Origin of the sequence: Shewanella sp. Actino-trap-3, from assembly GCF_002836275.1 — a bacterium.
In the GTDB taxonomy this organism is placed as follows: Bacteria; Pseudomonadota; Gammaproteobacteria; order Enterobacterales; family Shewanellaceae; genus Shewanella; species Shewanella psychromarinicola.
Genome location: NZ_PJCE01000001.1, coordinates 434329 through 447771 on the forward strand (window position 1 = coordinate 434329; position 13443 = coordinate 447771).

Annotated in this window: 9 protein-coding genes; all 9 read left to right on the plus strand. The window is 43.9% G+C overall.

The window, feature by feature from the left end; genetic code table 11:
- Positions 1-255: 255 nt before the first annotated feature.
- Entirely contained in the window at positions 256-591 is a 336-nt protein-coding gene (cctA, locus tag CXF80_RS01950; protein WP_101030672.1) for a tetraheme c-type cytochrome CctA, read from the plus strand.
- 602 nt (positions 592-1193) lie between these two features.
- Positions 1194-3983 carry a nitrate reductase gene (locus CXF80_RS01955; RefSeq protein WP_101030674.1) on the plus strand — a complete coding sequence of 930 codons (2790 nt, stop codon included), beginning with the start codon at positions 1194-1196 and terminating at the stop codon, positions 3981-3983.
- On the plus strand, positions 3983-4894 hold the full coding sequence (cobA, locus tag CXF80_RS01960; RefSeq protein WP_101030677.1) for a uroporphyrinogen-III C-methyltransferase: 912 nt from the start codon (positions 3983-3985) through the stop codon (positions 4892-4894). The genes CXF80_RS01955 and cobA overlap by 1 nt, the downstream gene beginning before the upstream one ends.
- Positions 4887-6065: a glycosyl transferase gene (locus CXF80_RS01965; protein ID WP_157822167.1), complete on the plus strand. Its 1179-nt coding sequence runs from the start codon at positions 4887-4889 to the stop codon at positions 6063-6065. The genes cobA and CXF80_RS01965 overlap by 8 nt, the downstream gene beginning before the upstream one ends.
- Positions 6053-6745, plus strand: coding sequence for an ANTAR domain-containing response regulator (locus CXF80_RS01970; protein WP_157822168.1), 693 nt, complete (start codon positions 6053-6055; stop codon positions 6743-6745). The genes CXF80_RS01965 and CXF80_RS01970 overlap by 13 nt, the downstream gene beginning before the upstream one ends.
- Before the next feature lie 222 nt (positions 6746-6967).
- Positions 6968-9571: a nitrite reductase large subunit NirB gene (gene nirB / locus CXF80_RS01975; protein ID WP_101030684.1), complete on the plus strand. Its 2604-nt coding sequence runs from the start codon at positions 6968-6970 to the stop codon at positions 9569-9571.
- Positions 9568-9894, plus strand: a complete 327-nt coding sequence (gene nirD, locus CXF80_RS01980; protein ID WP_101030687.1) for a nitrite reductase small subunit NirD — start codon at positions 9568-9570, stop codon at positions 9892-9894. The genes nirB and nirD overlap by 4 nt, the downstream gene beginning before the upstream one ends.
- Before the next feature lie 11 nt (positions 9895-9905).
- The gene (locus tag CXF80_RS01985) at positions 9906-11372 is read left to right on the plus strand and encodes a NarK family nitrate/nitrite MFS transporter (RefSeq protein WP_101030689.1); all 1467 of its coding nucleotides are present in this window, start codon (positions 9906-9908) and stop codon (positions 11370-11372) included.
- Between the two features lie 101 nt (positions 11373-11473).
- Positions 11474-13261, plus strand: a complete 1788-nt coding sequence (locus CXF80_RS01990; RefSeq protein ID WP_101030692.1) for a bifunctional protein-serine/threonine kinase/phosphatase — start codon at positions 11474-11476, stop codon at positions 13259-13261.
- The last annotated feature ends 182 nt before the right edge of the window (positions 13262-13443 follow it).

Below are 13443 nucleotides of genomic sequence, written 5' to 3' on the forward strand. Positions count from 1 at the left end.
TACATGATGTGGCGCACATATTCAAAATGTTAACGCTGCTATTATTACCTAATCTAAATTAATTTTGCTTAAAGTAGATTGATTAGCTACGTTTATATTACCATTCAATTTTCGATTGTTTTATGAATTGTTTTAATGAATTGTTTATAAATAAAGTTGTTGAGTAAACCCTTAAGTAAAGTGTCGTACTGCAGTGTGATGATCCGCGTCAGATAAAAAGAATGCGGGCACACACTAAAATTGGAGGAATGAAAAGTGAGCAATAAATTACTAAGTACATTGTTTGCGGCCGGTTTCGCGGTAATGATGATGTCTTCTGCATCATTTGCTGCTGATGAGACCCTCGCTGAGTTTCATGTTGAAATGGGTGGCTGTGAAAACTGTCACGCTGATGGAGAGCCATCATCAGATGGTGTATATGAATTTGAACAATGTCAAAGTTGTCATGGTTCTCTTGCTGAAATGGATGATAACCATAAGCCGCATGATGGTATGTTAATGTGTGCCGATTGCCACGCACCACATGACGCAAAAGTAGGCGAAGTACCAACGTGTGATACATGTCATGACGATGGCCGTACTGCAAAATAAGCTATCTTGATAGCTGAAAAATACCGACTTTATGTCGGTATTTTTGTTTTTATTCTCCTAATAACTGACTAAAACCTTACATCTGCCTGCATAAATAAGCCTAACTTAACCTCAATCCGGGATACGGAGTGGGGTAAACCGATCGGGATCAGTCTATTTCAAGTCATAGATATAACTTGCCATTATTTTTGGTTAGCGAGGCGATGAGGGAGGCTTGTTTACCCGTTTGGGCTAAAGCCTGATGAATTTATTCAGCAAAAGATAGGCAGTGTTGCCACTCGACTTGCAGGCATTCCTATTGGTTACGCCTCTGCGTTGTATCAACTGACTAGAAAAAACTATTCCTACCTCAATATGCCTTGAGTTGATGATTTGCTTATAAGGGATGAAACAACAAGGTAATACCTCTTTATAGGTATTAAAATCCCTTTATTTTCAGATAGATGCGCAACAAAAGTGCGCAGGTCTGCACTTTTGTTGCACAAATATTGCGGTTATCAATCTAGACGGTTTTTATTTCTATTGTAAATCAGTAAGTTAATTTTTTGGCACAGCTTTCGCAGTAGTTAACTATGAAATAATCAAGGTGAAAGGGTAGATGTATGTCAAAGATCCAATCGAGTTGTGCTTATTGTGGTGTCGGGTGTGGCGTAAGCGTGTCACCGAACAAAGCGGATTGGACTGATATAAATACAGCTGATTTATCATTAGTGGGTGATATCAATCATCCTGCAAATTACGGTCATTTATGTGCTAAAGGTGAACGCTTACTCGACAGTTTAGATCAGCCCAATGTGCTACGTTATCCAAAATATCGTTCAGGTAAACCCCTTGATTGGAATAGTGCGAGCACCTTAATTGCTGATACTTTTGCACAAACCATTGCTGAGCATGGCCCCGGCTCTGTTGCCCTTTATCTTTCAGGGCAATTACTCACTGAAGATTATTATGTCGCGAATAAGTTCGCCAAAGGTTTTTTAAAAACGGCTAACATCGATACTAACTCTCGTTTATGTATGTCGTCAGCGGTGAGTGCAATGCAACGCGCTTTTGGTGAAGACGTGGTGCCAGCTTGCTTTGATGACCTAGAGCAAGCAGAAGTCATCGTGCTGGTGGGTGCTAACACTGCTTGGACTCATCCGGTGCTTTTTCAACGAATATTAGCGGCTAAAAAAACCAATAATGCCCGTTTAGTGGTTATCGACCCGCTATCAACCGCGACAGCTAAACAAGCGGATTTACATTTAGCGATTACACCAGGTGCCGATTTAGCATTATTTCATGGCTTACTGGGTTATTTAGCCGATCAAAATTGTGTTGATCACACTTACATTGCAGCACACACCGAGGGTTTTGATTCTGTTGTGTCCGAGGCGCAACAATTAAGTGCCAATTTAGCCGAACTCGCAAATCAAATCGGAGTATCTGTTACTCGTCTTACTGAGTTTTATCAATTAGTGGCGGGTCATAAAAAAGTACTTACCGCATCTTGTCAGGGAGTGAATCAATCAACTATAGGCACAGATACCACCAATGCGATGATTAACTGTCATCTTGCCTTAGGTCAAATTGGACAAATAGGCAGTGGATTCTTTTCGTTAACCGGACAACCTAATGCTATGGGCGGCCGTGAAGTCGGTGGTTTAGCGAGCCAGTTAGCCTGTCATATGGGATTTTCAGCACCTGAACGTCAGCTATTAGCTGATTTCTGGCAAACCGACAGCGTAGCCGAACAAAAAGGCTTAGCAGCAGTAGAGATGTTTGATGCCCTTGCCGATGGCAAAATTAAAGCGATTTGGATTATGGGTACCAACCCAGTGGTGTCGTTACCTAATAGTGAAAAAATTGCCAAAGCCTTAGCCGATTGCCCCTTTGTAGTGGTATCTGAAATTAGCCCAGACTCAGATACCGCCAAGCTTGCTGATGTGTTATTGCCAGCGCAAGGTTGGTCAGAAAAATGCGGTACTGTGACCAACAGTGAACGCACCATTACCCGCCAGCGTGGGTTTATTACCCCCAAAGGTCAAGCTAAAGCTGATTGGTGGGCTATGAGCCAAGTGGCCAAAAAAATGGGCTTTCACGGATTTGATTTTGAAGATAACGCCAGTGTTTTCAACGAATTTTCAGCCATGTCTGCTCGAGTAAAACAGCAGTTTCCTAACAAAGTATTTGATTTAACTGGCTTAGCCGACTTATCAAAAGGGCAATATGATGCGTTACTGCCAACACAATGGCCTATTGCTTCTGCTACGCAAATAGGCCAGCGAGGCGGGCGAGTTTTCAGTGATGGTGTGTTTGCCACTGCAAGTGGTAAAGCGCAATTTGTCGCGCCAGCGCCTGTTAATCCATCAGAGCAGTCGTTAACCAACAACACACTGTTATTAAACAGCGGCCGTAGTCGCGATCAGTGGCATACCATGACTCGCACCGGACATATCGCCAGTTTACGCGCCAGCATTCCTGAGCCTGTTATTCATTTACATTCATCACAGTTGCAAAAATTCTCCTTAACCGAAGGTGGTTTTGTACGAATTCAATCAGCAATGACCCCGCACTCAATGGATACCAATGCGACCATATTATCGTCAGCCTTCACTGTGGCACGCGCCGTTGTCGATGACGATATGCCAGCCAATGTGGCATCGATGTCGATGCATTGGTCGGCGCAGTTCTCTATGACCAAAGGGGTGAATCAGGCGTTAGATGCCCGTGTTGATCCAATATCAAAGCAACCAGGATTTAAGTGTCAACCAGTGATATTAAGCCCTATTCAACTTGCGCTGCAAGGTGTTGTTTTTGGTCAACACGACTCTTCTGCTCACGGGCTATGCTGGCAAGTTGCACAAACGCTGGAGAACGGAGTGTGTCATCACATTGGTTTTACAGATACCAACGACGGTTTTGCCTATCAAGCGACAGCCTATTCACTTAAATGGACCTTAACGGTAGATGGCCAGCCTTTATATATCCAATGCAATATGGATAAAGGATTACTTAAGGCATTAAAAGTGTTGTCTCACACTCAAGTGAATGTGGGCTTAAATCAGATGAATGCGTTTATTGGCAAGCCTGTCGACAAGCAGTTAATGAAGTTGCTACATCAGCAAATTAAAGCCGGTAATAGCCCGTTAATCTGTGCTTGTACAGGGGTAACCGAAGCGAGCATTAACGACGAAATCAATCAACAATTTAACGACCAAGTGATGGGTGACGGTTTAACCAACATCAGTTTTCAACAGGCATTAGATAGCACTCAATCATTATTAGGTTGCGGGCGTCAATGTGGCAGTTGTCACAGTGAAGTAAAGCAGTGTGCCAAGCAAAGTTGGCTGGATGCATTATCGTACACCGAAATTGAACATCAACATGCAGTAGAAGAGGACGTTGCCTAATGAATAGCGTAGACGCAATGATAAAAGGTCATCAGTCAATTAACTCTTTAGGCTGTCTTACTGATGGATTACCTACAAGCGAACTGCAAGCTGGCGAAGTCGCCATTGTTGGCGCAGGTTGTGGTCAATTGGATTTGATGACCATTAAGGCGGCGCGGATTGTTGCCCAAGCCGATGCACTCGTGTTTGACAGCCTTGTTAGCAGCGATATTTTAACCTTAGTGACGCCATCTTGTCAGCGCCACTTTGTCGGTAAACGTTGCGGCCAGCCCAGTGTTAAGCAAGAAGATATTAATGCGTTATTACTGAGCTTGGCACAGCAAGGGTTTAAAGTGGTGCGCTTAAAAGGCGGAGACCCGCATATTTTCGGTCGCGGCTCAGAAGAGGCGCTTTACTTGGCTCAGCAGGGGATCCGTTCGCAGTTTATTGCCGGTGTTACCGCCGCGTTAGGTTGTGCTTCTAGCACAGGTATTCCACTGACTTTTCGAGGTATGGCTCGAAGTGTCACCCTGATCACCGGCACAAAAATGACCGATGCAGATAATGCAAATGCTCCTACGCAGTGGCAAGCATTGCTCACAGCACAGTCAACCTTAGTTTTTTATATGGGTAAAGAACAAGCGGCAAGCATCTCACTCGGGTTACTCGATACCCAATGCGCCGCTAACTTGCCGGTAGCTTTTGTTACCAATGGCGGTAGACCAAACCAAATTGTGACTTATGCAACCGTTGACTCTATGGCTGATGCTGCGTTGACTATTAAGGACTCTGGGCCAACATTAATCATTATTGGTGAAGTGGTCAGTGTCGGCCAGCAGCTTAGTGCTTTACTCGACGATATTGATTTTGTTTCACCACAGCCAGAGTCACAACCACATTCTGAATATGAATGCGAGGTGCTATATGCCTAAAATTGGTGAGTTAACCCTGACATCAGTCGATGAATTTGATTTTAGGTTATTGATTAAAGCCTTGGGTAAGGGCGAAAAAGGTTCGCGGACGTTAACATTTGCTGAGGCCAGCTTATTACTTGAAGGTTTTGCTAAAGGAAAAGCCACCCGGGTACAGATGGCGAGTGCCATGATGCTAATGCGCGTGCGCGGTGAAACCACAGAAGAAGTTGCTGGGATGGTCGCAGGGCTACGTCATACATTAGATACTGGTTGGGGGACATTGGCGGTTGATATTGACTGGCCTGTGTATGCGGGTAAGCGTGAGCAGTTACCGTGGTTATTGTTGGTGGCTAAACTACTGGCAAGCCAAGGTGTGCGTGTAATGTTGCATGGCGACAGCCAAGCTTTACCCCATCGCCGCCATGTTGAATCTTGCTTAGCGGCAGTCAATATTGCTTGTTGTACTACACCACAAAGCGCTAATGCAGCCTTGCTATCCGATAACATTGTTTATGTATGTGCGGGTGATTTAGCACCAGTGTTAGATGAGTGCCGCCAGTTGCATCAAGAATTGGGTCTTCGTAGCCTTATTCAAACCGCAGCGCGGTGTATCAACCCAACTAATGCAGCGATCAGTCTGCGCAGCTACTTTCACCCCGGGTTAGATAATCTGCACCAAGGCATATGCGAAATCTTATTTGCAAAAGGTGAATACCATGCCGGCAGTGTCGCGATTTTTAAAGGTTTACAAGGCGAAACAGAATGTAATCCAAGAGTGTCGACCACGGTTACTGTCGTCAACGGACAAGCAAACACTATAGTGGTATCGAGCTTATCGGTCCCCACATTATTAGAAGGTTTTTCTGGTGCGAAAGTGGGCCAAGCCGAATTGTCTAGCGACATTCTTGCGCTGTTATGGCGTGAACAACAGCCTTTTTCAGTCAATAAACTCACTGAATTAATGTCGCGCACCATGATCGAGCAAGCACTTAGCAGTATTCAGGCTACTTTGGCTGCGTTGCTGCTATTACTGAGCCGCCAATCAGCTGCGATAGATTCAATTAACGCAACGGCGATTACAGCAGCGCAAGCCGTCAGTTTGAGTCAACAATGTTGGGCAAACCGTTTTAGTACAACAGATAATCCACTAGATCAATGGCGGAACAAGGAGTGGTTATGCGCAGTTTAATCTATTGCGATCAGAGCTTTGCGGCTGTACCTGTGGCCGATTGTGATCTGGTGCAGTATCAGACTTGTTTGGCGGCGTTTGGGCATGTCACTGTATTGACTTCGGTAAGCCAAGTTGAGCAACAATTACATCAACAAACATTTGATACCTTGTTGGTATTAACCGAGACATTACACAGTCAAATTCAGGGGCTGATCCAGCGTACATTAACGAGTAAACCTATGGTGATCGTTGTCAATGCCAAAACATGGCAACAGGCAGCGTTAACCGATTTGCTTGATTGTGGGCGCACCACTTTTATTCCGGATATGCTGACCGTTAACCGTTTAACCAGCGTGATCAGTTTAGCCCAAGCGCGTTTTAATGCCGCCAGTAAAACCTTAGCCGAATTTAAAAAGTTAGATGATGAAATTCGCAGTATAAAACTGCTCAGCCAAGCAAAGTTGATTGTAATGCAACAAGGGTTTGATGAAGCTAAAGCACACCACATTATTCAACAACAAGCGATGCAAAAAGGCTTGTCGGTGGCACAAATGTCGGCACAAATTATTGCCGTTGTCAGCAAGCAAAATACTTCGTTAGCAGTCGATACTTTAGCGGTGAACAATGATGGTGCGCCTCATTTTGGTGCGATTATCCCTAAGGCGGACATATTATCGTCTCAGCACAAAGGCTGCTAAGTTTTAATTATATATTAATCAAGTGATTATGGTTTTTTGTTTGTTGGCATAGAGCCTGCAACATCACAGTATGATACTGAAAGTCGATAATGGTTTTTAAACCGTTAATGTTCAAACAATAAAATTTAAAAAATCGGAATAGTAACAGGCAATGGCGCCAACTCTTTAAGCGGAGTTGGCGCCATTTTGTTTTTTACGGTCCATGGCATGAAGGAGCAGGATATGGCAGTCTCAAAACCCAAGTTAGTGGTGGTCGGTAATGGCATGGTAGGTCATCACTTTATTGAGCAATTGTGTAGTTTAGGGCTCAATAAAACGTTTGATGTGCATGTGTTTGGTGAAGAACCCCGTCCAGCCTATGATCGAGTGCAATTATCAAAATATTTTGAGACCGGTAGCGCCGATCCGTTAATGTTAACCAGTGCGCAAGACTATCAAGATTGGGGAATTTCGCTGCACTTAAATACCCCGATCACCGCGGTTGATATTGCCGCTAAAACGGTCACGAGTGCCCAAGGGGGTAATTACCATTATGATCGACTCGTACTGGCGACCGGATCATTTCCGTTTGTGCCGCCTATTCAAGGTAACGATCGCGCTCAGTGTTTAGTGTATCGCACCATTGAAGATCTTGAAGCTATCCAAGCTGCAGCCCAAAACAGTCACGTTGGGGTTGTTGTGGGCGGCGGATTATTAGGCTTAGAAGCCGCCAATGCCATGAAACAACTTGGGGTGAAAACCCACGTTGTTGAGTTTGCACCACAATTGATGCCCGTTCAGCTAAATGACAAAGCCGGTGATTTATTGTGTAGCAAAATTGAACAACTCGGCGTGAGCGTGCATACCTCAAAAGCCACCACCGCGATTATCGACGGTGAAACGGCATTACATCGAATGACCTTTAATGATGAGTCTTATCTTGAAACTGACATGATTGTCTTTTCAGCGGGTATTCGTCCACAAGATTCATTAGCACGGGTTTCAAATATCAATATTGGTGAACGTGGCGGCATTGAAATTGACGATTACTGTTTAACCTCTGCGCCCGATGTTTATGCCATTGGAGAATGTGCATTATGGCAGCAAAAAATATTTGGGTTAGTGGCCCCAGGTTATCAAATGGCGCGGGTTGTGGCTGCTCATCTTGGCTCATTAACATCAACTAGCGTTTCTCAGTCATTTACCGGCGCAGACATGAGCACCAAGCTGAAGTTACTGGGTGTTGATGTGGCCGCTATTGGCGCAAGCCGTGGTTTTGAAAATGCACAATTTGTTGAGTTATCTGATAACCAAGCGGGAATTTATAAAAAGTTATGGTTAGATGAAACCGGTAAATATTTAAAAGGTGCGGTATTAATTGGCGATAACAGCGATTACAGCCGCTTGCTCGATGCTTATTTATCACAAGATGAGATTGAAGGCTCCGCGGTTGAATTATTGCTTGCCGGTGCTGAAAACGAAGCAGATTTAAAAGACTCCTCTATTGTGTGTTCTTGTCATCAAGTGACTAAAGGCGACATTGTTGAGTCTGTAACAGCAGGCAAGCATAAAATAGCTGACATCAAGTCATGTACTCGCGCTGCATCAGGTTGTGGCGGCTGTGCGCCGTTAGTGCAAAAAATTATAGATCAAACATTACAAGCCGCTGGGCTCGATTATAATGCCGGTATTTGCGCCCATTTCGATCACGACAGACAAGCGTTATATCACCTTTGCCAAGTCGAGGGCATCAGTGATTTTGATACCTTAATGACACAACATGGCAAGCCATCAGCAAGTGGTCACACTTATGGTTGTGATATTTGTAAGCCAGCAGCGGCATCTATCTTTGCCAGCTTACAAAACCAGTATGTGCTCAATCAAGACCGCGGTCATGTGCAGCTGCAAGACACCAATGATGCCTACTTAGGTAACATCCAAAAAGACGGCACTTACTCTGTTGTGCCGCGGGTTGCAGGGGGCGAAATTACTCCGACTAAACTCATCGCCATGGGCCAAATCGCCCAAGAATATGATCTGTATACCAAAATAACCGGTGGCCAGCGCATTGATATGTTTGGTGCAACGCTATCGCAGTTACCTGAAATTTGGCAAAAACTCATTGATGCTGGTTTTGAAACTGGCCATGCCTACGGCAAGTCTCTGCGAACGGTTAAGTCTTGTGTTGGCAGTACTTGGTGCCGTTATGGCGTACAAGACGCGGTTGGTTTCGCTATCGATTTAGAAAATCGTTACAAAGGCTTGCGCAGTCCGCATAAATTGAAATTTGCGGTATCGGGTTGTACCCGTGAGTGCGCAGAAGCCCAAAGCAAAGACATCGGTATTATCGCAACCGATAAAGGATGGAATCTGTATGTTGCTGGCAATGGCGGCATGCGTCCGCGTCATGGTGATTTGTTTGCTACCGATTTGTCCACCCAAGACCTGTATAAATACATCGACCGTATTTTGATGTTCTATGTCAAAACCGCAGACAAATTACAGCGCACCTCAACCTGGATGGACGCTTTAGAAGGGGGAGTAGATTACTTAAAATCGGTAGTTATTGATGATGCGCTTGGGATTAATGCCGCGCTAGAACAACAAATGGATCATATCGCTGCCACATACCAATGTGAGTGGAAAACCAGCCTTGAGCAACCTGCTTTTTTGGCGCGTTTTAATGAGTTTGTTAACCCGAATGATGCTCCTGAAGCGGATACCAGTGCTTATCAGCGTATTCGGGAACAGCGTTTCCCTACCATTAACGATGCGGGGGCAGGCTCGATTGCCATTAAAGAGATTACTGACGATGTCGAACAAGCCCAAGTGGAGGAATTAGCATGATTTGGATTAATGTGTGCACTGAAGCAAGTATGCCAAAAGGCACGGGAATAGCCGCTTGGGTTGCCGGGCGTGCAGTGGCTATTTTTAACTTAGATAAAGACGGTTTATTTGCCCTTGATAATGTCGATCCCGCTAGCGGCGTGAGCTTGTTAGCCAGAGGATTGATTTGCGAAATTGATGGAGAGCTGTGTGTGGCTTCGCCGCTTTATAAACAGCATTACCGTTTGGATTCGGGGCGTTGTATTGAAAATAATGATCTAGTGGTTAAACCATTTGAAATTAAAACTGAGCAAGGCAATATTTTTGTCTTGGCTCAGGCATAAAGGGGTCCAATATGAGCGCTGAAAAATTTAACCTATTTTCATTTCACGGCAAGATGAAAATCATGCATTTAAGCTGGATGGCCTTTTTTATTACTTTTGTGGTGTGGTTTAACGCTGCCCCGTTAGTCAGCGTGATTGCCGACAGTTTAGGGCTGACGACATCACAGATTAAAACCTTATTGATCCTCAACGTGGCATTAACGATTCCGGCGCGGATCATCATCGGCATGGTTACCGATAAATATGGCCCAAGGATCACCTATTCTGCCTTGTTGGGGATTTGTTCTATACCTTGTTTTATGTTTGCCGTAGCTGATACTTTTGAGCAACTCGCCTTAGCGCGTTTTCTAATTGGTTTTATTGGTGCTGGCTTTGTGGTGGGTATTCGTATGGTAAGCGAATGGTTTCCAGCAAAAGAGCTCGGCACTGCAGAAGGTATTTATGGCGGTTGGGGTAACTTTGGTTCTGCGGCAGCGGCCTTTACATTACCCGCAGTAGCGCTTGCTTTTGGTGGTCCTGACGGCTGGCGTTATGCCATTGGGGTTACCGGTTTAATGAGCTTGTTGTTTGCGTTTGTGTATTATTTTAATGTCACTGATACGCCAAAAGGGTCAACCTACTTTAAGCCCAAAAAAGGCGGCGGTTTAGAAGTCACCAGTAAAAGTGATTTTGTATTGCTGATCCTGATGAAAGTGCCTATGTATGCCACGCTGGCATTGTTGGGTTGGAAGTTATCACCTGCTGGCGTGAGTATGTTTACTCAAGAGACAACTTATCTCATTTACCTTGGCTTAGTGGTGGTGTTCTTGTTCGATTTTTACCAAACCTATCAAGTGAACAAACACTTATATTCAATAGAGGTACCAGAGTTTGAACGGTATCAATTTAAGCAAGTTGCGGTATTAAATGTGCTGTATTTCACTACATTTGGATCTGAGTTAGCCGTTGTGTCTATGTTACCGTTATTTTTTGCCGAAACGTTTGACCTGGGGATGGCGCAAGCCGGTATGTTGGCATCCAGCTATGCCTTTATGAACTTAATGTCTCGTCCTGGTGGTGGCTGGTTAAGTGACAGGTTTGGTCGTAAAACGACTTTATTAATCCTCACCGCAGGCTTGGCTATCGGTTATTTATCGGTGGCACAAATTGATTCATCATGGTCATTACCAATGGCGGTTACCGTTGTAATGGCATGTTCATTCTTTGTCCAAGGTGGCGAAGGTGCGGTATTTGCTGCAGTGCCGCTGATTAAACGTCGTTTAACAGGCCAAATAGCCGGCATGACAGGGGCTTATGGTAATGTTGGCGCGGTATTTTTCTTAACGGTGTACTCGATAGTCTCTACTCAAGTGTTTTTCTACGTGATTGCAGTCAGTGCCGTATTTGGCTTTGTGACATTATTTTTTATGAAAGAACCCAAGGGTCATATTGCTGAAGTGAATGAAAATGGCGAAGTGACATTAATCAGTGTCAGCTAGTGGTGCTTAAGTAAGTAGTTGCAACCCGCTGCCATTAAAGCTCAAATAGCTTGTGTTCAAGCGGTTTAAGTAAAGCGGTTAATCAAAAAAACGAGGGTTATATGGCTTCAGAGTCATTACAACAAGCGCTTGATCGTACAGAAGATACGCTTCCTTTTGCCGCAACCTTGCAGCTTGTTGTTGGCCAAGCTTCCGACAAAGGCCGTAAATCACAAAATGAAGATGCGATAGGTATTCGTATTCCTTCAGGTATGCCATTAATGACTAAGGGCGTTGTGAGTGTGATCAGCGATGGCGTTAGCACTGCGGAGGGGGGAGCACATGCTTCTGCTATTAGTGTGAGTAATTTTTTAGCCGATTATTATTCCACTCCTGAGACCTGGAGCGTGCAAACATCTAGTACTAAAGTATTAACCGCATTGAATCGTTGGTTGTATGGACTCGGGCAAGATTATCGGGATGCCAGACGCGGCTTTGTGTGTACCTTTAGTGCGCTGGTGTTTAAGTCTTGTTCTGTGCATATGCTGCATGTGGGTGATTCACGGATTTACCGTTTTCGCGATGGAGAGTTACTACAATTAAGCCATGATCATAGCACCAATATTAACTCATCAAGCCAATACCTTACCCGTGCATTGGGGATGGACGTTAAATTAGATGTTGATTACAAAACCTTATCGGTCGACGTCGGTGACCTGTATTTATTGACTACCGATGGGGTTCATGATCTATTAACTGAGTTTGAGATACATAAAAAATTAACTACCTTTAGTCAACAGCATCAGCAATTAACGGATGATACATGTGAACAGTTTTGCCAAAAATTAATTAGAAAGGCTTTCGATTTAGGCAGTAAAGACAATCTAAGTGCGCAGCTATTAAGTGTTAGCCAATTACCCAAACAAGCTATCGATGATGTGTATCACTGTTTATCACAGCAACCATTTCCGCCCCCCTTAAGCGTTGGTATGAAACTCGATGGTTATCAGGTGACCCATATCATTCATCAATCACAGCGTAGCCAAGTCTATCGGGTGGTGAATGAGCAAGGTCAAATTTTTTGTATGAAAACCCCCTCGATTAATTACATAGACGATGCCGCTTATATAGAGCGATTTATGTTAGAAAGTTGGACCGGTCAACGGATTAATAGTGCCCATGTGGTCAAGGTGGTCGAGCAGCACAAAACTAAATCGGCACTGTATTATTTAACTGAGTTCTTAAGCGGAATGAGCCTTGCAGAGTGGTTAACGCAACATAAAAAAGCACCTGTGGAAGATGTGTTACTGCTGCTTAAACAAATCGAATTAGGGGTTAGGGCATTTCATCGTCGTGAAACCCTGCATCAAGATTTAAAGCCCGACAATATTTTTATTACCCGAAATGGAGTGGTAAAAATTATTGATTTTGGTTCTTGTTATATTAAAGGCATTGCTGAAATCAGCAGTCCGTTAACCCGAGATACTATTTTGGGTACGGCAGATTACACGGCTCCAGAAGTGGTGCTTGGCTATCAAGTTGATGGCCGTGCTGATTTATTTTCACTTGCCGTGATTGCCTTTGAAATGTTGGCCGGGCAATTACCTTTTAAAGGCAAATTAGAAAAGTGTCGTAATCGACAGGACTTTACACGTTTAGAATACGTTAGCGTGCATCTATTAAACCCAATGGTGCCAGAGTGGATCGATTTAGCATTAAAAAAAGCACTCAATATCGAACCAAGTTTACGTCAAGGGGATACCTGTGAATTACTTCATCAATTAACGACTGCCAGAGTTAATCACACAGCAAAAGATTTTATTCCCATTATTGCCCGCAATCCTGTACGTTTTTGGCAAGTGATTTCAATCGTGTTGTTTTTATGCCTGCTAGTGTGTTTGTTTAATTAACCATCCTGCACAATAAAACATTCTTATTATATGGCATTATCACATGGGATTATTACATGGAATAATAATGAGTTACGGGTTGGAAATAGATGTATTTTTAACTTTCGATATACACTTTCTCCCGATCCTATTTAATCTCGAATCAGTCTACGTTACCTATATTTAACTTATTGTTATTTGAA